We start from the raw sequence: 19,458 nt of genomic DNA on the forward strand, positions 1-19,458 counted from the left end.
GTCATGCCTGCTCACGGTAAGCACCGCCGCCCCCGCCGCAGCCCCGTCTCCCGCGGCCTCGCCCTGGTCGGCACCGGTGGCGCCGCCCTGACCCTGCCGCTGATCGCCCCGGCCGTCGCCGGCGCGGCGCCCGTCTCCGGCGCCCCGCAGATCGCCCCGCAGACTCTTGCCGCCCCGGCCGCGCCGGCCGCGGCCAAGGCACCCGCCGCCGCGCAGACGTACACCGTGGTGAGCGGCGACTCGCTTTCCCTGATCGCCCACAAGAAGGGAATTCAGGGCGGCTGGAAGAGCCTTTACCGTGCCAACAAGAGCGTCGTGGGTGACAATCCGTCACTCATTCGCCCCGGCATCGAACTGACGATTCGTCGGGATTCCGCGAAGGCAGCTCCCGCGAAGGCCAAGGCCAAGAAGTCCGCCGTCTCCACCGGCAAGGGCTCCTCCGCCGCCGCGGCCGCCCCTGCCGTCGCCAAGGCCGCCCCGATCGCCGCCACCAACTACGCCGACAACCTCGACGGCTGGATCCGGGAGTCGCTGGCCATCATGGGTCAGCACGGCATCCCCGGCACCTACGACGGGATCCTGCGCAACGTCATGCGGGAGTCCTCCGGAAACCCCCAGGCCATCAACCTCTGGGACTCCAACGCCGCCGCCGGCACCCCCTCGAAGGGCCTGCTCCAGGTCATCGAGCCGACGTTCCTCGCCTACCACGTGCCCGGCACGTCCATGGACCTGTTCGACCCGGTCGCCAACATCACCGCCGCCTGCAACTACGCGGCCGACCGCTACGGCTCCATCGACAACGTCAACTCGGCGTACTGATCCCCTTTCCCCGGAAGTGCTCCTGGAACCAGGAGGTGGCGAGGTCCGCCACCTCCTCCAGGGCACCCGGCTCCTCGAAGAGGTGGCCGGCGCCGCCCACCACGGAGAGCCGGTTCTCACAGCGCAGCAGCGCCTGGGCCCGCCTGTTGAGGTCCAGGACCAGCGCGTCCGCGCCGCCCACCACCAGGAGCGTCGGGGCGCGCACCCGCGCCAGGTGCTCGGCCGCGAGGTCCGGCCGGCCGCCGCGTGAGACGACGGCGCTCACCGGGGACGCGGGATCGCCCGCCGCCCACAGCGCGGCGGCCGCGCCCGTGCTCGCGCCGAAGTACCCGAACGGCAGCCCGGTGCTCTCGGGCCGCGCGGCCAGCCACTCCGTGGCCCCGGCGAGCCGCCCCGCCAGGAGCGGGGTGTCGAAGACATGCGCCCGGTCGGTCGCCTCCGACTCGGTCAGCAGGTCGAAGAGCAGCGTCCCCAGGCCCGCCCGGTTGAGTGCCTCGGCGACGGCCCGGTTCCGCGGGCTGTGGCGGCTGCTGCCGCTGCCGTGCGCGAACAGGACGATGCCGCGCGCGCCCTCGGGCACCGCGAGGCGCCCGCCCAGGGTGACCCCGCCGACCGGGATCCGGACGTCCGTGTCCCGCACGACGGGGTCCCGCCCGGCCCTGTTCCGGTCCAGGCACTCGATGACCTCGGCATCCGGGGTCTGCGAGAAGTCCTGGTAGAACTGCCCGATCGCGAAGAACAGCTCCGGCGCGTGCACGCTGACGGTCTCATCGGCCTCACCGCCGAGGCGGGCCGTCCAGCCACGCGGCGCCACCGGGACCGCGAGGACGATCCGGGCCGCGCCCCGCGCCCGTACCACCCGGCAGGCCGCCAGCGCCGTGGCCCCGGTGGCCAGCCCGTCGTCGACCACGACGACCGTCCGCCCTTCGAGGGGTACGGACGGCCGGCTGCCCCGGTAACGCTGGGCGCGCTGCTCGAGCTCGGCGTGCTCCCGCTCCTCCACCGCGGCGAGATCACGCTCGCCCACCCGGGCCTCCTGCAGCACCCGCTCGTTGAGCACCCGCACGCCACCCTCGCCCAGGGCGCCCATCGCGAGCTCCGGCTGATAGGGCACCCCGAGCTTCCGCACGAGACAGATGTCGAGCGGCGCGTCGAGGGCGTCGGCCACCTCCGCCGCCACCGGGACGCCGCCCCGTGGCAGCCCGAGGACCACGACGTCATGGCCCTTGAGGTGGTCGAGGAGGGGGGCCAGCTGCCGCCCCGCGTCCGTGCGATCGCTGAAGAACATGGTCCGCCGCCCTTCCGCCTGCGCGGCTCGGGCCCCGGGGAGGAACGGTGTGCCCCGTCCCCTGCCCGTCTCTCCAGGGTAGTCGGGCGCGTCCCCGGTCGACGGGGTCCGACGCCGCCCTCAGGCTCCGAGAAAGGCCTCGATCGCCTCGGCGAGGGCCTGCGGGGTCTCCTCGGGGGCGTAGTGCCCGGCGTCCTTGAGTACTTCGAGACGCGCGTTCGGGTACCAGCGCAGCCAGGTGGCCTCCATCGCCTCGCTGCCGAGGGCGGGGTCGTGGGCGCCGACGACGAGCAGGACGGGTACGGGGTTGTCGCGGACGCGCTCGTGGAAGTCGGTGCGGGACCAGGAGTCCAGGTAGGCGCGGAAGGCCGGGGCGGAGGAGCGCGTGACGGAACGGTCCACCAGGCCGCTGAGCCAGGCGTCGTCGTAGCGGCCGCCGGTGGTGTTGTCGATGATCGCGCGCCGGTTGGCCGGTTCGTCGGCGGCTCCGGCGAAGAGCTCCCAGGTCTCCCCGTCGAGCGGGAAGCCGGCGGCGGAGACCGGTGAGACGCCGATGATCGAACGGATCCGGTCGGGCGCGTCGAGGAGCATCAGCTGGGCCGCCTTGCCGCCCATGGAGTGGCCGATGACGGAGAAGGAGTCCCAGCCGAGGTCGTCGGCGACCGCCAGGGCGTCGGCCGCGACCTCCTCCATCGTGTAGGCGCCCGCGAGGTCGAGCGCCTCGCCGTAGCCCCGGCAGTCCACGAAGGCGTACGTGCCGAGGGCGTCGTCGAGGTGGGCGCGCAGGGGCGCGAAGCTGGTGCGGTCGCCGAACCAGTTGTGCAGTACGAGGGCCCTCCCGGGGCCTTCGCCGTGTACGTCGTACGGAAGAACCTGGCCCGTCAACGTGCCCCCTGCTCGCGAGGTCGTGCCGCCGCGCGCCGACGGCGGCGGTCGACGACCGAGTGTGACGGTACGGGCGCGTGGGGTCAACACCGTCACCCGGGGCGCACGGGAGCGTGTCGGGCCCCTGGTACGCCCCTGTCGGCGCCCGCCGGGTCCGGGATGCGGGTGCTTTCGCCTCGGGCGCATCCTGGCTGTGTGACCTCGCACGGCGCGTCCGGCCCCGGCCCGGCGGGCGGCACCGGGCGTCCGTCAGGGAACGGAGCCGCCGACGGGCCTGCTTCCGGCGCGCTGACGTGGGCCCTCGCGGAGACGGCGCTCTCGGCGGTGGAGGAGGTCGGCGGGTACGCGGGCGGGGTGTACCTGCGTTCCGGCACGCCGGGCCTGCTGCGGCTCGCTGTCCTGGTGGGGCTGCCGGGTCCCTTGTTCCGTCCGTGGTGGCGCATGCACGCGAACCGGCCGTTCCCCATCGCCGAGGTGCACCGCTCCGGCCAGCCCGTCCACCTCGCCGACGTCGAGGAGGCCATGCGGCGCTTCCCGCAGCTGGTGGCGAGCCTGCCGTTCCCGTTCGCCTCGCTGTACGCGCCGGTGGTCGCGGGCCGCGAGCGCTTCGGCGTGCTCGTGGCACTGCGGGCGCCGACCCCCGGGGTGCCGGTGGACGCGCGGGACCGGGACCGCATGACGCGACACGCGCTCCAGCTCGGCGGCGCCCTGGGCGAACTGGCGCGGCAGGGCACGGAGGTCGAGTGGCGCACCGACCCGGTGTGCGTGCAGCTGCCCACCGCTTCGGGGCCGCCGGTCCGGTTCGGCTCCTTCTCCTGGGACCTGGACACGGGCACCGTCACGCTGGACGACGGGCTCCTCGCCATCCTCGGGACGGGATTCGGCTCGCCCTGCTCGATCGAGGGACTGACCTCGCTCCTCGATCCCGAGGACGGGTACGCGCTGTGGGCGGCGGCCCGGCAGGCGACGGGTGCGGACGGACGGACGCCGGTGCGCAGGATCCGGCTGAAGGGCCCGGACGGCGGCCTCCACCTCCTGGAGGTGTCCGCCCGGGCCCGGCGGACGGCCCAGGGCCCGGAGTCCTCGGGCGGCGGGCGGCTGGAGGGCACGCTCGTGGACCTCGGTACGGGTCTGGTCGGCTCCGACGCCACGGACCGGCTGCCGCGGGCCATCCTGGCCATCGACCGGCTGGGCCGCATCACCTACGTCAACGAGCGCACGGAGCGCCTCCTGGGACGGCCGCGCACGGCACTGGCGGGAAGGACGCTGTGGGAGGCGCTGCCGTGGTTCGGTCACCCCCTCCACGAGGAACAGCTGCGCGCCGCCCTGCTCTCCGGCGAGCCGGTGCGCTTCCTGGCCCACCCGGACCGCGGACGGTGGCTGTCGATCTCGCTCCACCCCGGCCGCGACGGGCTGACGATGGTCCTGGTCCCGGAGGAGCATCCGGCACCGCCGTCACCGGGCAGGGGGCGGACGGACAGCACTCGGCCACCGGGCGAGTCACGGCCCGACGACGCCCGGCCTCCGGGCGAGTCGGAGCCCGGCGACGCGCCGCCACCGGGCGGGCGGCGGGCCGGCGACGCCCTGTCCCCGGGCGAGCGACGCGCCGCGCAGATGCTGTCGGCTCCCGGCGACCGGGCGGCGGCGCTCTACCGGCCGGTGGCCCTGGCGATCGCGCTGTCCGAGGCGGTGACGGCGCGCCAGGTGTCGGCGGTGGTCACCGAGGAACTCCTCCCGGCGTTCGGCGGACGCCAGCTGGCGATCTATCTGCTCAGCGACCGCCGCCTCTACCTGGCCTGGGAGACGGGCTTCCCGCCGGGCTTCCTCGAACCCTTCGACGGAGTGGCCCTCGACGCCCACGTGCCGGGTGTCGAGACCCTGACGACCGGCAGGCCGCTCTTCTTCGAGTCCATGGAGCAGCTGGGCGTCGCGTATCCGGACCTCCCGCTGGACGCGCACTCGGGCGCGCGCGCCTTCCTGCCCCTGATCGCCTCGGGCCGGCCGGTCGGCTCCTGCATCCTCGGCTTCGACACGCCACGCGGCTTCAGTCCGGAGGAGCGGACCGTCCTCACGGCGCTCGCGGGGCTGATCGCCCAGGCCCTGGAGCGGGCTCAGCGGTACGACACGGAGTCGGCGGTCGCGCGCGGTCTGCAGGACGCGCTGCTCCCGCACCGGCTGCCGGTGCGGGAGGGGGTGGACACGGTGGGCCGATACCTGCCGGGCACCCAGGGCATGGACGTGGGCGGCGACTGGTACGACGTGATCGAGACCGGTCAGGGGCGGCTCGCCCTGGTGATCGGCGACGTGCAGGGGCACGGGGTGGCCGCGGCGGCCACCATGGGGCAGCTGCGCAGCGCCGTCCGGGCGTTCGCGCTCGGGGGCCATCGGCCGCAGGACGTGATGCGGGGCACCAACCGGCTCCTGATCGACCTGGACCCGGGCCAGTTCGCGAGCTGCTGCTACGTCCTGCTCGACCCGGACACGGGTGACGCGCGCGCGGTGCGTGCGGGGCATCCGCAACCGCTGCTGCGGCGGCCGGACGGGACGACGGAGCAGGTGGACCTGGCGGGCGGGATGGTCCTGGGGGTCGATGCCCGGGCCTCGTACCCGCTGACGCGGCTGCGGCTTGCGCCGGGGGCCGTGCTCGCGCTGTTCACGGATGGTCTCGTGGAGCAGCCGGGCAAGGACATCGACGAGGGGATCGAGCGGCTGAGCGGCGCCTTCGCCGCGACGGGCACGCTGCCGCTGGCGGAGACGGCCGACCGGCTGATCCGGGAGGCACGGGCCGCGACGTCCCGGCCGGACGACATCGCGTTGCTGCTCGCGGCGCGGTGGGCGGAGAGCGGTTGAGCCTGCCCGTCGAGGCGGGGGAGCCTTCGTCACCCGGTCGGCCCGTGGCGCTGGTCGGGGGCTGTGGGCGCGGCGAGGCTGGGTGGAGCCGTGCCGATCAGGCCGGACGAGCCAGGGCGGGAGCCCGAGGAGGACACGTGCAGCAGGACAAGCAGCCCGAATACCGCCATGTGGTGTTCCGTGACCGCTCGGCGGGATACGCGTTCCTGACCAGGTCCACCGCGACGAGCGACCGGACCATCGAGTGGGACGACGGCAACACGTACCCCGTCATCGACGTCGAGATCTCCTCCGAGAGCCATCCGTTCTACACGGGCACGGCGAGGACCGTGGACACCGAGGGCCGGATCGCCAAGTTCCAGCGCCGCTTCGGCGAGGAGGAGTGAGGCTTCCGGACCGTCCGTAACGGGCCAGGAGAGGGCCGGTTCGACCGGGCGCCGGCCGGTGCCCGGAGTGTCCCGGTGGAGTTCGTGCCGCAGGGCGCGGGCGAGGCTCGCCCGAGCCGACGGGCTCTCAGGACACGGCTGAGGCGGGGACGCGCGTCCGATGGACCGCGTTCCCCGCCCCAGGTGAGCGAGCGAGAGCACAGGGCTCCCCGCTCAGTCCGAAGAGGCGATCGGCCTTACTTCACGATGCCGGACTCGGCGACCTTGATGGTGGCCTTGGTGGCGCCGGAGGCGGAGCCGAGGGACTCGATCTTCTTGACCAGGTCCTGGCCCTCGACGACCTCGCCGAAGACGACGTGCTTGCCGTCGAGCCAGTCGGTGACGACCGTGGTGATGAAGAACTGCGAGCCGTTGGTGTTGCGGCCGGCGTTCGCCATCGAGAGCAGGAACGGGCGGTCGTGCTTCAGCTTGAAGTTCTCGTCGTCGAACTTCTCGCCCCAGATGCTCTTGCCGCCGGTGCCGTTGCCGCGGGTGAAGTCGCCACCCTGGAGCATGAAGTTCGGGATGACGCGGTGGAACGGGGAGCCGGCGTAGCCGAAGCCCTTCTCGCCGGTGGCGAGCGTGCGGAAGTTCTCGGCCGTCTTCGGGACGACGTCGTCGTACAGCTTGAAGGTGATGCGGCCCGCGGGCTCGTCGTTGATGGTGATGTCGAAGTAAACGTTCTCGCTCATGGGGACATCCTGTCATTAGATACACACGGCGCGCGCACGGGCTGCCTCCTACCGGGTCACGGTGCGCCGGTGCCCCGCGTTCCACGGGGAACGCGGGGCACCGGTCGCCACCTGCGACGGGGTCAGAGAAGTCCGCCGGCCTGCTGGTTCTGGAGGGCGCCCTCGGCGCCCTGGACGGTCTCGTGGAGGACGGTGGCCGTCTGGTCCTCCTGGAGGAGGCCCGTGGTGCCCGCCAGGGGGTTGTCGGCGGCGTTGGCCTGCGGCGGCGGGGTGACGATGGCGGTGACGACGCCTGCGGCGAGGGAGGCGATGGCGAGCATGCTGCGCTTCTTCATGCCCTGGTCAACTACTGAGACGCCATCGGGTTACGGTCGGCCGGGCTCGGATCCGCGCGCGGAGACCGCGGTCGCCCTCTGACCCAGGCGAGCAGCAGCAGCGAGGCGAGCGCCGCGAGCGCGCACCAGGTGGAGACGAACGCGGTGCGCCAGAGAAACGCGCAGACGAGCGCTCCGGCGCCGGTGAGCAGGCCGAGGACCCGCAGGAGCGGGTCGCGGGCGAGGAGCAGGGCGCCGACGGTGGCGAGCAGGTATCCGGCGAGGACCACCGGCGCGTACGGCAGGTCGACCGCGTAGCCGAGGGTGTGTCCGCGGATCTCGGCCGAGACGGGGCGGGCGGCGAGGCGGTACGCGAGGAAGGCGGCGGTCGCGAGGCCGGCGGCGAGCGGTACGAGCAGGCGAGGCCGGTCGGCGGGGCGGGCGGCGCTCAGGACGCCGAGCGGCACCCAGAGGGGCAGCAGGGGAAGGGCGATCACGGCCCAGGCGAGCGTGGCGGGTCCGGTGCCGCCGTCGGCGTGCCAGACGCCGGCCTCCACGACCTGGTGGGCGCCGAGGAGCAGGGGCAGGGCGGCGAGCGGCGCGTCGCCGGGGCGACGTACGGAGGCCAGCGAGGCGACGCCGACGGCGCCGATCCCGAGGCCCGCCCAGAGATCGGCGGTCGCACTCCAGCACATGACGAACTTTTACCCGATAACAGCCATATCCCCCATATCAGGCGGAACCGTATGGTTGTCATGGATGTCTCTGCCAGTGACACCTCTGTCCCCGGAACAGCAGAAATTGGGGGACGTCATGCAGCACCGCCACACCCTCGCGGCTGTCGCCGCGGGAATCCTGATGACCGCCGGAATCGGCGCCACGATCCCTGCGGGCGCGGCCAACGCCCCGACCCCGAGCGCCTCGACCCCGGCCACGGCCCTGGTCGTCAACGCCCGCTGGGGCGGCCACGCCACCTTCGACCGGCTCGTGATCGACGTCCGGGGTGCCATGCCCCCGGTCACCGTCCACCAGACCCGGTCGCTGCACTACGACGGATCGGGAAACAGGGTCCCGCTGGCGGGGAAGCACTTCCTGGAGATCAAGCTCTCCCCCGCCGCCGCCCACGACGACGCCGGGCGTTCCGTCTACAAGGGCCCCCGGCTCGTGAAGATCTATCTGCCCGCGCTCAAGGGAGTCGCGCTCACCGGCGACTTCGAGGGCGTGGTCACCATCGGAGCCGCCTTCGACACCAAGCCCGTGTACAAGACCTTCCGGCTGCACTCGCCGGAGCGGTTCGTCGTCGACATCGCCCACCCCGTGGGCTGCCGGGCCTGACCGCCCGGAAAAGGGGGCCCGCCCGCCCCGGTGGACGGGCCCCCCTTCCGTACCGCTCACACTCCGGCGGCGCCCGTCTCCACATACACGGTCGACCCGGTCCTTCGCGCCCGGTCGATCTCGGCGAGGCGGGCGAACTCGCGCGGTCTCATCTCCCGCTCCCACTCGTCCAGGGTCCGCAGGCGGTACTCGCTGTGCTCCTCCGGGTCGAGGACGACGGCGGCAATCTGCTCGTCCGTCAGCTCGCCCCCGTCGAAGATGAAGCCGATGTGGTTGGCCGGCCAGTCCTCGCCCCGGTCGGTGACGAAGTGGGCGGCCAGGAGGCGCGGCTCGCCGGTGAAGACGAGCCCCGTCTCCTCGTGGCACTCGCGCACCGCGGTCTCCCAGGGCGTCTCCCCCGGGTCCATGTTGCCGCCCGGCCACTGCCACAGCTCGGTCTGGTAGGTGGCCCGGAGCTGGAAGGGGCGGCCGGCGGTGTCGGTGAAGTAGAGGCAGGCGTACGCCGTCGCTCTCGGCAGCGTGTCGACGTACTCGGCGGGCGGCAGCCAGGTGTTCGCCATGGGCGGCTCTCTCTCGACGGACCGAATGGATCCCCTCCATCCAAGCGGTCCGGGGCGGCCGGCCCGGCGGCTCACGAGTGGATCACCGGATCGTGTGAGCGTGCCACCGGAACGGTCCGGCGGCGGAACGGTCAGGTGGGGGAACAGCCGGCGGCGGAACGGTCAGCCTGCGGGGACCAGACCCGCCTCGTACGCGATGATCACGAGCTGCACGCGGTCGCGGGCGTCCAGCTTGGCGAGCAGCCGGGTGACGTAGGTCTTCGCGGTGGCGATGCTGATGTGGAGTGCGGCGGCGACCTCGGCGTTGGACAGACCGCGTCCGACGAGGGTGAGGACCTCGCGCTCCCGGTCGGTGATCCCCTCGGCGCGACGGCGCGGCTGCGCGGGCGCGGTCCTGGGGCGGTGGTCGGCGAGTACGGCAGCGGGCTGATCCGTACGACGTTCACGGCGGTGCCGGCGCGCAGTGCGCTCATGACGGCGAAGGTGCTGGTCGTGACCGTGGTGCAGACGCTGTTCGGGGCGGTGGTCGCGGTCGCTTCGTTCTGGTCGACGCAGGCGGTGCTGTCGGCGCGGGGCCTCGGGCTCCCGATCACCCACGCGGGAGCGCCGCGCATCGTCGTGGCCTCGGCGCTGCTCGCCCCGGTGTGCGCGGTGGCGGGGATGGCCATCGGCGCGCTGGTGAGGAGGAGCGCGGCCTCGATCGTCGGCACGTTCGTCCTTGTTCTGCTGCTGCCCGCGGTGCTGACGGAGCGACGGCACCTTTCGGCGGTGCTCGCCCACGCGACTCCGCTGCACGCCTGGCGGCGGCTCGCTGACGCGGGACCGCCCGCCGAGGAGCTGTTCCCCTGGTCGGCGGGCGGTGCGTGCCTGGTGTACGCGCTGTGGGTGCTGGGCGGGGCGGCGGTGACGGTCCTCGCGGTGCGGCGCCGGGACCAGTCGGCGTCACGGGCGGCGCATTCGGCGGCGTACGAGGTGTTCGTGGACGAGGCGCCCGACGAGGGCGCCTCCGTACACGACGAAACCGACGCCGACGAGCCAGGACTGGAGGACGAGGACGGTGCCGAACTGGCCGTACGTCACGGCGTTCGAGGCGATCAGCGGGGAGAAGACCAGCTGCGAGAAGATCCGCAGCCCGAGGAGGCCGAGTGCGGTGAGGACGGCGCCGGGGGCGAGGGCGCGCCAGCGGATGCGGCCGCAGAGCAGGAAGCGCTGCGACCACCAGAAGAAGACGAACGTGCCGAGGACGTCGCCGAGGGCGATGACCGTGGTGACGCCGGCCGGGGCGTTGTCGGGTGTGGGGAACGCGACGAACAGCAGCAGGGAGGCGACGAGGACGGCGAGCCAGACGACGTGCCGCCACATGGTGTGCCAGCGGGCGGTGGGGAGGTCCCAGACCCGCTCGTACCCGGTCTGTACGGCGGATCCGAAGGTGACGCCGAAGGCGGCGAGGGCGGCGAGACCGAAGGCGGTGGTGCGTTGCAGGGCCTGTCCCGGCTGGCCGAAGAGCTGCTCGACCTCCTCCTCGGAGACGTCGGAGACGCCGAGACCCTGCACCAGCCAGCGGGCGAAGCCCTGGCCGCTGGCCAGGTCCGCGGCAGCGACGACGATGAGCAGGGGGACGAGGGTGAGCAGGCTGAGCGCCGCGAAACCCATGGCCCGGTGCATGAGTTCCATGGCCCGGCCGCGACTCCAGGCGAGTCCGACGGACGAGGCGAGCACGCGGGCATGGAGCCGCACGAACCAGTGACCGTGTTCGTCGGGGGCACCGTCACGCGGCGGACCGGGAGTGGAGGGCATGCCTGGTGAGGTACCCGGCCGGACGGCGGGACACCTCAGGGATGCGGCCGAACGGGTGGGGCCGGACGCGGCGGCCGGGTGGATCGAGTGGCGCCCGCCCGCTCGGCGCCGGGCGCATCAGGTGCGAAGTCCCGACACGGGCAGGACCTTCGCCGCCGGACTGGAGAGCCTGGTCCATCGAGAATCCAAGCTGTCCGGTCGGGTCACGCAGAGCGGCGCGGGCGGGCCGCCGGGCCGGGGCGGACGGTGACGTCTCGGGGGGAGAGGACGGTCTGGTCCTTGCCCTCGCACTGGACGACGACGCGGACGGGAGCGCCGCAGTCGGTGTGCCGGACGTCGAGGACGGGGCCCTCGGGCTCGGCGGCGTGGGTGTCTCCCCACTGCTTGAGGGCGAGGAGTACGGGCCAGAGGTCGACGCCCTTGCGGGTCAGGCGGTACTCGTGACGGGTGCGGGCGCCCGGCTCGCGGTAGGGCTCACTGCGCAGCACGCCGGCGGCGACGAGCTTGCGGAGGCGGTCGGCGAGGACGGCTTCCGAGAGGCCGAGGTGCTGGCGGAACTCGTCGTACCGGCGGACGCCGTTGAAGGCCTCGCGCAGGATGAGCAGGCTCCATTTCTCGCCCACGACGTCCAGGGCACGCCGGACCGGGCAGTTCTCCGTATCCGTATCCAGCCAGTTCATGCGCCCACTGTAGCCACCTGGCTCTGTCGTTGACAGTCAGCCGACACGACAGCTAGCTTCGCCATACAGAGTCAGAGCCGTCTGACGGTGAGCGGAGTGGAGTGGTCATGGGGCGGTCACGCACGGTCGAGTGGGAGGACGCCGGGGCCACCGCGCGCGCCGCGATGTCGATGGCGGGCATCGACTTCCTGCGGGAGATGGTGGCGGGACGGCTGCCCGCACCGCCGATCGCCTCCCTCCTCGGCTTCACCCTGGAGGAGGTCGAGCCCGGGCGCGCGGTCTTCGCGCTCGAACCGGGCGAGGAGCACTACAACCCGATCGGGAGCGTGCACGGCGGCGTGTACGCGACGCTGCTCGACTCGGCCGCCGGCTGCGCGGTCCACAGCACGCTGCCGCAGGGCATGGCGTACACCTCGCTCGACCTGGCCACCCGCTTCCTCCGCCCGGTCACGATGGACACGGGCAGGATCCGGGCCGTCGGCACGGTGCTCTCGCAGGGGCGCCGCACGGCGCTCGCCGAGGCGAGTCTGTACGACGGGGAGGACCGTCTCCTCGGTCACGCGACCAGCACCTGCATGCTGTTCCCGGTCCCGTCCTGAGGTCCTGTCGTCACGCTGTCAGAGGGGTGTGCCAGAGTCTGCGCATGCTCGAGATCGTGGTGGAGACGGAGAACCGGCAGCGGCACGTCCGCGTGTCCGACGAGGAGCTCGCTGGACTGGTTCGGCGGATCGGGGGCGACGGCGACCGGTTCCTGGTGGTCCAGCGGATACCCGACCTGCCCGATGTCTTCGCCCAGGTGTGGCACGAGGCCGGTGGTGACTACACGCTGGAGTACCGCGACGGCGCCGCCGACCGGCACTTCCAGGCGACGGCCGGCGGTCCCGAGGACGTGGTCACGGCGCTGACCGACTGGGCCCGCCAGGCGGCCGGCCGGCACGGTGGCCTGTCCTGGTCGCCGCTGGACATGGGCCCCGCCGTCGAGGTGCCGCCGCTCGACCTCGACGAGGACGAGCTCGAGGAGTTGGAGGAGCGCGTCCGCGAGGTCCTTGTCGGCGGCTACGCCTCGCGCGCCGAACTGGCCGAGCTCGCCGAGGAGTACCTGGCCACCGAGGACCGCCGGCCCGTCTCGCGGGAGCAGGCGCAGGCGCTGGCCGACCGGTTGTGGCTGGAGCGGGTCGCGGAGCAGGCCACGTGGCAGGACGAGACCGACCCCGAGCGGCTCACCCGCGCCTTCACCGCCCTGCAGGAGGCCGGTATCACCTCCCGCGAGAACTTCACCTGCTGCCGCAGCTGCGGTCAGTCCGAGATCGGCGCCGAAGGCGGGCCCGACGCCCGCGGCTTCGTCTACTTCCACACCCAGTGCACGGACTCCGCGGCGGCCGGCCACGGGCTGACGCTCCTCTACGGCGGTTTCGACGGATCGTCCGAGACCACCGCGGCCATCGGCCACGAGGTCGTGGCCGCCCTGGCAGCGGCCGGGCTCCCCACCGAGTGGGACCGTGACCCCGGACGGGCCATCACCGTCACCCCTCTGGACTGGCGCCGCCGCCTGGTCGGCTGAGGACCGGCATCGACAATCAGCCCATGTGAGGAGTGCTGCGGCCGCGCAGACGAAGGACGCCTCGGAACCCGGCGGGTTCAGCGGGTGCCGGGGACCGGGCGGGTGCGGGTGCAGCCGTCCGGGGCGACGTCGGGCACGCCGTTGGCCTGGAGGGCGGCGCTCACCAGGGTGGCGAGCAGGTCGATGTCCGAGCCCATGTCCAGACGGACCGTCACCCAGCCCGATCCCGCCCGCAGCCGGACCGCGCTCGACCCGAGGAGCGCCGGGCGCAGTTTCGCGACCATGGCCCGGGTGAGGTGGACGTCCGCCTCGTGTTCGCCGTGGAAGTGGACGATCTCCTGCGTCCCGGTGCCCAGTCCGAGCTCGGCGCCGCAATGGGCGCGGCCGGGGGTCAGCGAGGGCCAGCTCATCAGACGTTCACTGGCATGCCTGGCCGTGTTCATACGAGGAGCGTGCCGGGCCAGGGGGCCGCGCACAAGCGTCCTGCGGCAACAATCCCGCCGCAGCGCGAAACACGTCGTCGACGGTGGTGGTGTGACCGTGCGTCACGGCGCCGCGTGGAGAGGGTGTGACGCTGTGTCACGGTTTCGCCTGGGGAGGATGTGACTTTGCGTCATGGTGCCGGCCGGGCCCGGATGCGGGCCGCCAGGACGGCCACGTCGTCCTCCGCCCGGTGGGCGTCGAGCCGGTGGAGCACTTCGTCGACGACCTGCTCGGGGCCGGAGCCCGGGGGGAGCCGGAGGGCGGCGAGGCGGGCGAGCGAGACGTCGACGTCCTCCCCGCGGCGCTCGACGAGGCCGTCGGTGAACATCAGCAGGGTCTCCCCGGCGGCGAGCGGGCGGGTGGCCGCTTCGTAGCCGCCGACGCCGGTGCCCAGCGGCGGCCCCACCGGAAGGTCGACGAGCTCCACGGAACCGTCCGCGCCGAACACGGCGGGTGGCAGGTGCCCGGCGTTGGCGAAGGTGGCGGCGCCGCGGACGGGGTCCACCCGGACGATCAGACAGGTGGCGGGCCGGCGGGCGTCGTCCTCGGCGACCACGGAGTCGAGGTGGCGCAGCACCCGGTGCGGCGGCAGATCGGTTCCGGCGACCTCGCGGAGCAGTGCGCGGTACGCGTTCATGTCCACGGCCGCGTCGAGCCCGTGGCCCATCACGTCGCCCACGACGAGAAGGCTGCGGCCGAAGTGGAGCCGTACGGTCTCGAACCAGTCGCCGCCCACGAGGGCGCGGGGACCCGCCGGGAGGTAGCTGCCCGCGATCTCCAGGTTGGGGTGCGGCAGACCGGGTTCGGCGACGAGGGCCCGCTGGAGATGGAGGGCGGTCTCCTCGGTCTCGACGAGCCGGCGGGCATGGCCGAGGTGGCGGGCGGCGAGCCGCACCGCGTGCCGGAGGACCGCGACCTCGTCGGCGGTGAAACCGGGGCCATTGCGGCGCGTGACGATCACCGCCCCGAGGGGGCGCTCGTCGTGGACGGCGAGGGGTACGGCGAGGCTGGGTACGCGGTCGCCGGCACCGGTGTCCGCCGCTTCCACCGAGGCCGGATGCAGGGTGCCACCGCCGGTCTCCCCCGCTCCCTGAGGCCCTACCGCCCCCGCCGAGGCCGTGCGCCGGACCGGGCCTCCCGGTTCGTCGAGCAGGTCGACCGTGACGGAGCCGTGCAGATGACGGGCGAGGAAGGCCGCGAGCTCGCGGCACGTGGTCGGCCCGTCGAGCGTCGTGCCGATCTCGCCTATCGCCAGCTCCAGGGCCCGTGCCCTGGTCAGAGCGGCCTCGTCCTGTTCCGCCACGACACCTCTACCGCCGTGCGGGCCTCCGGGCGATGCACCCGGTCCCCCCATTGCACCAGCGGCGGCCCTCCCGCGCGCGGCACGGAGCTCACGCGGGACGGTTGTGCGGTGGTGTCCGATCTGATCAAGTACACCTGAGGCTACTGGCCAGTACGAGTTTTCGCTTCCCGGGGGGACAGCATGACGACCGGATCAGCCACCACGACCGGGTTCTTCGCCTCCGTCGACGACGTCGCCGAACGGCTCGCCACCACGGGCTACCTGGCGTCGCCCGCCGTCGCCACCACCGTCTTCCTCGCCGACCGGCTGGGCAAGCCGCTGCTCGTCGAAGGTCCCGCCGGCGTCGGCAAGACGGAGCTGGCCAAGGCCGTCACCGAGGTCACGGGGGCACGCCTGGTCCGGCTGCAGTGCTACGAGGGCGTCGACGAGTCCCGCGCGCTGTACGAGTGGAACCACGCCAAGCAGCTGCTGCGGATCACCGCAGGCCGGGGCGAGTCCTGGGACGAGACGCGGACGGACATCTTCGGCGAGGAGTTCCTGCTCCCCCGGCCGCTGCTCACCGCCATCCGGTCCGAGGAGCCCACGGTGCTGCTCATCGACGAGACCGACAAGGCGGACGTCGAGGTGGAGGGGCTGCTCCTGGAGGTGCTCAGCGACTTCCAGGTGACCGTGCCCGAACTCGGCACGATCACGGCGGCCCGGCGGCCGTTCACGGTCCTCACCTCGAACGCGAGCCGCGAGCTGTCCGAGGCGCTGCGGCGCCGCTGTCTCTTCCTGCACATCGGCTTCCCCGAGGAGGAGCTGGAGCGCCGGATCGTGACCCTCAAGGTGCCGGGCCTCGACGCCGCGCTCGCAGCGTCCGTCGTGCGGGTCGTCGGGGCGCTGCGGGCGATGGACCTGCGAAAGGTGCCGTCCGTGTCGGAGACGATCGACTGGGCCCGCACGCTGCTCGCGCTCGGCGCGGACCGGCTGGACGAGCGGGTCGTACGGGAGACCCTCGGCGTGCTCCTCAAGCACCAGGACGACATCGTGAAGGCGGCGGCCAAGCTCGACCTGGACGCGGTGTGAGCGGGGCGCGGGCGGCGGCCTCCGAGACGGGAGGTGCGGCCCGTCCCGCCGGGGTCGCGGTGCGGCTCACCGGGCTCGTGGCGGCGCTGCGCGCGCACGGGTTCGGGATCGGCACCGGCGAGACGGTGGACGCGGGGCTGGCCCTCGAAGCCGTCGGCTTCGGCGACCGGGAGCGGATCCGGGAGTCGCTGGCGGCGACGCTGCTCCACGGCCAGGGCGGGCGGACGGTGTTCGACCAGGTCTTCGACCTGTACTTTCCGCTCGGCGGCGTTCCCGGAGCGGCCGAGACGTACGAGAACACGCCCGCGGACCTCGCCGCACTCCGGGACCGGCTCGCGGAGGCCCTCACCGCCGGTGACGGCGCCGCGCTCGACCGGCTGGCCGCGGAGGCGGTGGGCGGGTTCGGGGGGTTCGGTTCCGGCCCGGAGTCGGACGGCTGGTCCTCGTACCAGACGCTCTCCCGGCTGCGCCCGGAGACCCTGCTCGCCCGGGTGCGCGACCGGCTGCGGGCGGCGGCCACCGACGGCGAGCCCGAGTTCACCGAGCGGCTCCTCGACGACGAGATCCGGCGGCGGATCGAGGCCTTCCGGGAGCGTGTGCGGACCGAGGCCCGGCGGCGCGTCGCCGAGCGGCAGGGCCGTGACCGGGTCGCGCGGCGGGCGGTCGCGGGGACCGCGGACGGCGTGGACTTCCTGATCGCCGGGCGGGCACAGCTGGACGAGCTGCGGCGTACGGTACGGCCGCTGGCGCGGAAGCTGGCCACCCGGCTCGCGGCGCGGCGGCGCCGGGCGGCGCGCGGGGAGATCGATCTGCGACGGACGCTGCGCGGCTCCCTTTCGACCGGCGGCGTGCCGGTGCGCCCGGTCCTGCGGCGGCGCCCTCCCCGGCGTCCCGAGCTGGTCCTGCTGTGCGACGTGTCGGGGTCGGTGGCCGGGTTCGCGCAGTTCACGATGCTGCTGGTGCAGGCCCTGCACGACCAGTTCAGCCGGGTGCGGGTCTTCGCCTTCGTCAACCGGGTGGACGAGGTCACCGGACTCATCGCGCGGGGCGCGGCGGACCCGGCGGGGCTGGGCGAGCGGATCCTCGCGGAGGCGGATCTCACGGGCTGGCACGGGCAGAGCGACTACGGGACGGCGCTCGGGGAGTTCGCCGAGCGGTACGCGGAGGCGATCGGCCCGCGCACGGTCGTCTTCGTCCTCGGCGACGCCCGCACCAACGGGGCCGACCCGAACCTCGCGGCGCTCAGGAGCATCGCGGACCGCGCGCGGCGGGTCCGCTGGCTCAATCCCGAACAGCCCTCGCTCTGGGGCACGGGCGACTCGGTGGCCCCGGCCTACGCGGAACTCGTGGAGATGCGCCCCTGCCGCAACGCCCGCCAGCTCGGGGAGCTGATCGGCCGGCTGCTGCCCGTGTGAGGACGGGGCACGGCCCCGTAGCGGCGGAACTGTTTCGCCGGTCCGGGACCCGCCCGGTTGTACGCCGGGCGGGCCCTCGAACTAGCGTGGCCCCCATGGAACTCTTGGGAGAGATCACCGCCGACCGGCCCCTGCTCGTGCTGGCCGTCAAGGAAGAGGCGCAGTTCCTCGACACGGAGCTGCCCGTCCTGCTCACCGGCATGGGCAAGGTGAACGCGGCCACCGCGCTCGCGACCGTGCTCGGCCGGGGGCCGCGGCCGTCCGGGATCGTGAACCTGGGGACGGCCGGGGCCCTGCGGCCCGGCTGGACCGGGACGCACGTCGTCGGCACGGTGCTGCAGCACGACCTCGACGGGCAGCTGCTCGCCACGCTGACCGGCGAGACGTACGGCGCGCCGCTGACGCTGCCGGACGGCGGTGACGTGGTCCTCGCCACCGGCGACGCGTTCATCTCGGACGAGGCGGCCCGGGCCCGGCTCGCGGAGCGGGCGCCGCTGGTCGACATGGAGGGGTACGCGCTCGCGGCGGCCGCGGAGCTCGCCGGGGTGCCGCTGCGCATCGTGAAGCACGTCAGCGACGAGGCCGGTGACGGCGCCGCGCGCACCTGGCGCGAATCGGTCGCCGAGTGCGCGCGGGCGCTGGCCGACTGGGCGGAGGCGAACACCCCGTACCGCTCCTGACCCCCGCCCTGCCGCGGCTCAGCGGTGCTGGAAGTGGACCTCCGGGTTCTCGGGCGTCGGGCCGTCGAGGACCGGGCGCGGGATTCCGCGCAGGTGCTGGTCGAAGAAGGCCGCGAGACAGGTCCGGGTGACGGCGACGGCCCGGTCGGCGGGCAGCTCGGGCTGGGGCAGTCCGAAGTGACGCTGGATCACGGGGCCGTCGGAGAAGGTGAAGTGCTCGGATCCGGCGACCGTGATCCAGCGCTTCCACCCGTCGAGCGCGGCCCACGCCCGGTCCCAGCTGGCGTCTCCCCCGCCGGCCCGGTGCATCTCGTCGGTTCCGAGCATCAGGAACGGGCGGCCCCGCAGGCCCTCCGCCGGGAGGTCCTCCCAGAAGAAGCCGTCCATGTTGACGCCGGCGTCGATCCTCGGGTCGGCCGCCATCGCGGTGGCCGCGCTCGCGCCGCCGATGGAGTGGCCGGCCATGCCGACGCGGCGCGCGTCGATCACACCGGCGTGTCGCCAGACGGGCTTCGGCCCGGTGAGCCGGTCCAGGACGTACCGCATGTCGGCGGCGCGGGTCGTGGTGACGACGCTCCCGTGCACCCCGCCCTCTTCGAGCGCCGTGCAGGCGACGCAGGTGAGGGTGCGGCCGCCGGGGAGGCTGATCCCGTACGACTCGTAGGCGTGGTCGACCGAGGCGACGACGTAGCCCCGCGAGGCGAGGTCCTCGGCGAGGTTCGTGAGCGTCCAGCGGGAGACGCTGAAGCCCGGCGAGAGCAGCACGAGGGGGTGCCGGCCCGGCGCGGGCAGGGCGTCGGTCCTGCTGTGGGTGCGGGTGCGGGCGAGGACGTCGCCGGAGACGCCGCGCCCGAGCTGTTCGGCGAGCAGGCGCGCCTCGTCGCGGGTGGCGTACGGGGCGGGGCGGCCGCCGCCGGGGTGGGCGGCCGGGTAGTGCAGCGTGACCATGAGCGCGCGGCCGTCGGCGGTGGGCACCCAGGGATCGGTGCGGGAGTGGTCGACGAGCGGCAGGACCGTGCTGCCGACGGTGTACGGCCCGGTCGGGGCCGGCAGCGTGGCGGGCCGGGCGGCCTGCGCCGGCGCGCCCGTGGCGGGCCTGTCCGTGTCGGCCGCCGTGGCGACGCCGGCGGGTAAGGCGAGGGAGCAGACGAGAACGGCGGCCGCGGCCGCCCTGGTGAATCGGATCATGCGGGCACGCTAGGCGCCGGGGCCGGTCCCGCACGTCCGTCCACGGGCCCACCTTCCGTCAGACCAGGGTCTGACGCGGCATCCGGACGAGGGCGCCCGGAGGGCTTGCCCGCCT

General features: G+C 73.7%; 20 protein-coding genes and 1 pseudogene. 9 read left to right on the forward strand and 12 right to left on the reverse strand.

Annotated elements, in window-relative coordinates; all coding sequences use genetic code 11:
* Positions 1 to 3: 3 nt before the first annotated feature.
* Complete coding sequence (locus ABT041_RS05770; RefSeq protein WP_351179536.1) at positions 4 to 819, forward strand: LysM peptidoglycan-binding domain-containing protein; 816 nt, start codon at positions 4 to 6, stop codon at positions 817 to 819.
* Here ABT041_RS05770 and ABT041_RS05775 read toward each other — a convergent pair.
* Positions 803 to 2,107, reverse strand: a complete 1,305-nt coding sequence (locus ABT041_RS05775; protein ID WP_351179539.1) for a phosphoribosyltransferase family protein — start codon at positions 2,105 to 2,107, stop codon at positions 803 to 805. The genes ABT041_RS05770 and ABT041_RS05775 overlap by 17 nt on opposite strands.
* Before the next feature lie 120 nt (positions 2,108 to 2,227).
* Positions 2,228 to 2,992, reverse strand: coding sequence for an alpha/beta fold hydrolase (locus tag ABT041_RS05780; RefSeq protein WP_351179542.1), 765 nt, complete (start codon positions 2,990 to 2,992; stop codon positions 2,228 to 2,230).
* Between the two features lie 195 nt (positions 2,993 to 3,187).
* Here ABT041_RS05780 and ABT041_RS05785 point away from each other — a divergent pair, with 195 nt between their 5' ends.
* Positions 3,188 to 5,842 carry a SpoIIE family protein phosphatase gene (locus ABT041_RS05785; protein ID WP_502976382.1) on the forward strand — a complete coding sequence of 885 codons (2,655 nt, stop codon included), beginning with the start codon at positions 3,188 to 3,190 and terminating at the stop codon, positions 5,840 to 5,842.
* A 137-nt stretch (positions 5,843 to 5,979) separates the two neighbouring features.
* Positions 5,980 to 6,228 carry a type B 50S ribosomal protein L31 gene (locus tag ABT041_RS05790; RefSeq protein ID WP_351179548.1) on the forward strand — a complete coding sequence of 83 codons (249 nt, stop codon included), beginning with the start codon at positions 5,980 to 5,982 and terminating at the stop codon, positions 6,226 to 6,228.
* A gap of 236 nt (positions 6,229 to 6,464) precedes the next feature.
* Here the strand turns inward: ABT041_RS05790 and ABT041_RS05795 are convergent, their stop codons facing one another.
* The 3 genes from ABT041_RS05795 to ABT041_RS05805 all read right to left on the reverse strand — a co-directional run bounded on the left by ABT041_RS05795 (position 6,465) and on the right by ABT041_RS05805 (position 7,968).
* Positions 6,465 to 6,959, reverse strand: coding sequence for a peptidylprolyl isomerase (locus ABT041_RS05795; RefSeq protein ID WP_351179551.1), 495 nt, complete (start codon positions 6,957 to 6,959; stop codon positions 6,465 to 6,467).
* Positions 6,960 to 7,081: 122 nt separating this feature from the next.
* Positions 7,082 to 7,294: a hypothetical protein gene (locus tag ABT041_RS05800; RefSeq protein ID WP_351179554.1), complete on the reverse strand. Its 213-nt coding sequence runs from the start codon at positions 7,292 to 7,294 to the stop codon at positions 7,082 to 7,084.
* Positions 7,295 to 7,305: 11 nt separating this feature from the next.
* Positions 7,306 to 7,968 (reverse strand): DUF6629 family protein, encoded by a 663-nt coding sequence (locus ABT041_RS05805; protein ID WP_351179557.1) that lies wholly within the window; start codon positions 7,966 to 7,968, stop codon positions 7,306 to 7,308.
* Positions 7,969 to 8,086: 118 nt separating this feature from the next.
* Between ABT041_RS05805 and ABT041_RS05810 the strand changes: the two genes are divergently transcribed.
* Complete coding sequence (locus ABT041_RS05810; protein WP_351180016.1) at positions 8,087 to 8,608, forward strand: AMIN-like domain-containing (lipo)protein; 522 nt, start codon at positions 8,087 to 8,089, stop codon at positions 8,606 to 8,608.
* Positions 8,609 to 8,664: 56 nt separating this feature from the next.
* Here ABT041_RS05810 and ABT041_RS05815 read toward each other — a convergent pair whose 3' ends face one another.
* The 4 genes and pseudogenes from ABT041_RS05815 to ABT041_RS05830 form a co-directional block, all read right to left on the reverse strand.
* Positions 8,665 to 9,168: an NUDIX domain-containing protein gene (locus tag ABT041_RS05815; protein WP_351179560.1), complete on the reverse strand. Its 504-nt coding sequence runs from the start codon at positions 9,166 to 9,168 to the stop codon at positions 8,665 to 8,667.
* A gap of 162 nt (positions 9,169 to 9,330) precedes the next feature.
* Positions 9,331 to 9,567: pseudogene (locus ABT041_RS05820) on the reverse strand (response regulator transcription factor); the annotation flags it as partial.
* Positions 9,568 to 10,110: 543 nt separating this feature from the next.
* On the reverse strand, positions 10,111 to 10,965 hold the full coding sequence (locus ABT041_RS05825; RefSeq protein WP_351179563.1) for a YhjD/YihY/BrkB family envelope integrity protein: 855 nt from the start codon (positions 10,963 to 10,965) through the stop codon (positions 10,111 to 10,113).
* A 203-nt stretch (positions 10,966 to 11,168) separates the two neighbouring features.
* Positions 11,169 to 11,645 (reverse strand): winged helix-turn-helix transcriptional regulator, encoded by a 477-nt coding sequence (locus tag ABT041_RS05830; protein ID WP_351179567.1) that lies wholly within the window; start codon positions 11,643 to 11,645, stop codon positions 11,169 to 11,171.
* 107 nt (positions 11,646 to 11,752) lie between these two features.
* Between ABT041_RS05830 and ABT041_RS05835 the strand changes: the two genes are divergently transcribed.
* Both ABT041_RS05835 and ABT041_RS05840 read left to right on the forward strand, forming a co-directional pair.
* Positions 11,753 to 12,244, forward strand: a complete 492-nt coding sequence (locus tag ABT041_RS05835) for a PaaI family thioesterase (protein ID WP_351179570.1) — start codon at positions 11,753 to 11,755, stop codon at positions 12,242 to 12,244.
* Between the two features lie 44 nt (positions 12,245 to 12,288).
* Positions 12,289 to 13,206 carry a DUF6891 domain-containing protein gene (locus tag ABT041_RS05840; RefSeq protein ID WP_351179572.1) on the forward strand — a complete coding sequence of 306 codons (918 nt, stop codon included), beginning with the start codon at positions 12,289 to 12,291 and terminating at the stop codon, positions 13,204 to 13,206.
* Positions 13,207 to 13,283: 77 nt separating this feature from the next.
* On the opposite strand, the gene ABT041_RS05845 is transcribed toward ABT041_RS05840, so the two are convergent.
* Positions 13,284 to 13,649 (reverse strand): luciferase domain-containing protein, encoded by a 366-nt coding sequence (locus ABT041_RS05845; RefSeq protein ID WP_245727810.1) that lies wholly within the window; start codon positions 13,647 to 13,649, stop codon positions 13,284 to 13,286.
* Positions 13,650 to 13,819: 170 nt separating this feature from the next.
* Positions 13,820 to 14,992, reverse strand: coding sequence for a PP2C family protein-serine/threonine phosphatase (locus tag ABT041_RS05850; RefSeq protein WP_351179576.1), 1,173 nt, complete (start codon positions 14,990 to 14,992; stop codon positions 13,820 to 13,822).
* Positions 14,993 to 15,172: 180 nt separating this feature from the next.
* Between ABT041_RS05850 and ABT041_RS05855 the strand changes: the two genes are divergently transcribed.
* The 3 genes from ABT041_RS05855 (at position 15,173) to ABT041_RS05865 (ending at position 18,155) form a co-directional block, all read left to right on the forward strand.
* Entirely contained in the window at positions 15,173 to 16,060 is an 888-nt protein-coding gene (locus ABT041_RS05855; RefSeq protein WP_351179579.1) for an AAA family ATPase, read from the forward strand.
* Complete coding sequence (locus ABT041_RS05860; protein WP_502976383.1) at positions 16,057 to 17,475, forward strand: VWA domain-containing protein; 1,419 nt, start codon at positions 16,057 to 16,059, stop codon at positions 17,473 to 17,475. The genes ABT041_RS05855 and ABT041_RS05860 overlap by 4 nt, the downstream gene beginning before the upstream one ends.
* Positions 17,476 to 17,570: 95 nt before the next feature.
* Positions 17,571 to 18,155 carry a nucleosidase gene (locus ABT041_RS05865; protein ID WP_179199903.1) on the forward strand — a complete coding sequence of 195 codons (585 nt, stop codon included), beginning with the start codon at positions 17,571 to 17,573 and terminating at the stop codon, positions 18,153 to 18,155.
* Between the two features lie 18 nt (positions 18,156 to 18,173).
* Here the strand turns inward: ABT041_RS05865 and ABT041_RS05870 are convergent, their stop codons facing one another.
* Positions 18,174 to 19,343 carry an alpha/beta hydrolase family protein gene (locus tag ABT041_RS05870; RefSeq protein WP_351179583.1) on the reverse strand — a complete coding sequence of 390 codons (1,170 nt, stop codon included), beginning with the start codon at positions 19,341 to 19,343 and terminating at the stop codon, positions 18,174 to 18,176.
* Positions 19,344 to 19,458: the final 115 nt, after the last annotated feature.

Origin of the sequence: Streptomyces sp. NPDC002825 (assembly GCF_040295385.1) — a bacterium.
Classification (GTDB): domain Bacteria; phylum Actinomycetota; class Actinomycetes; order Streptomycetales; family Streptomycetaceae; genus Streptomyces.

Bases quoted from the DNA above. Each gene is read 5' to 3' on its own strand.
- ABT041_RS05830 (WP_351179567.1), bottom strand. From the start codon at position 11,645: ATGAACTGGCTGGATACGGATACGGAGAACTGCCCGGTCCGGCGTGCC.
- ABT041_RS05805 (WP_351179557.1), bottom strand. From the start codon at position 7,968: ATGTGCTGGAGTGCGACCGCCGATCTCTGGGCGGGCCTCGGGATCGGC.
- ABT041_RS05865 (WP_179199903.1), top strand. From the start codon at position 17,571: ATGGAACTCTTGGGAGAGATCACCGCCGACCGGCCCCTGCTCGTGCTG.
- ABT041_RS05855 (WP_351179579.1), top strand. From the start codon at position 15,173: ATGACGACCGGATCAGCCACCACGACCGGGTTCTTCGCCTCCGTCGAC.
- ABT041_RS05770 (WP_351179536.1), top strand. From the start codon at position 4: ATGCCTGCTCACGGTAAGCACCGCCGCCCCCGCCGCAGCCCCGTCTCC.
- ABT041_RS05800 (WP_351179554.1), bottom strand. From the start codon at position 7,294: ATGAAGAAGCGCAGCATGCTCGCCATCGCCTCCCTCGCCGCAGGCGTC.
- ABT041_RS05845 (WP_245727810.1), bottom strand. From the start codon at position 13,649: ATGAACACGGCCAGGCATGCCAGTGAACGTCTGATGAGCTGGCCCTCG.
- ABT041_RS05870 (WP_351179583.1), bottom strand. From the start codon at position 19,343: ATGATCCGATTCACCAGGGCGGCCGCGGCCGCCGTTCTCGTCTGCTCC.
- ABT041_RS05825 (WP_351179563.1), bottom strand. From the start codon at position 10,965: ATGCCCTCCACTCCCGGTCCGCCGCGTGACGGTGCCCCCGACGAACAC.
- ABT041_RS05835 (WP_351179570.1), top strand. From the start codon at position 11,753: ATGGGGCGGTCACGCACGGTCGAGTGGGAGGACGCCGGGGCCACCGCG.
- ABT041_RS05815 (WP_351179560.1), bottom strand. From the start codon at position 9,168: ATGGCGAACACCTGGCTGCCGCCCGCCGAGTACGTCGACACGCTGCCG.
- ABT041_RS05795 (WP_351179551.1), bottom strand. From the start codon at position 6,959: ATGAGCGAGAACGTTTACTTCGACATCACCATCAACGACGAGCCCGCG.
- ABT041_RS05810 (WP_351180016.1), top strand. From the start codon at position 8,087: ATGCAGCACCGCCACACCCTCGCGGCTGTCGCCGCGGGAATCCTGATG.
- ABT041_RS05840 (WP_351179572.1), top strand. From the start codon at position 12,289: ATGCTCGAGATCGTGGTGGAGACGGAGAACCGGCAGCGGCACGTCCGC.
- ABT041_RS05775 (WP_351179539.1), bottom strand. From the start codon at position 2,107: ATGTTCTTCAGCGATCGCACGGACGCGGGGCGGCAGCTGGCCCCCCTC.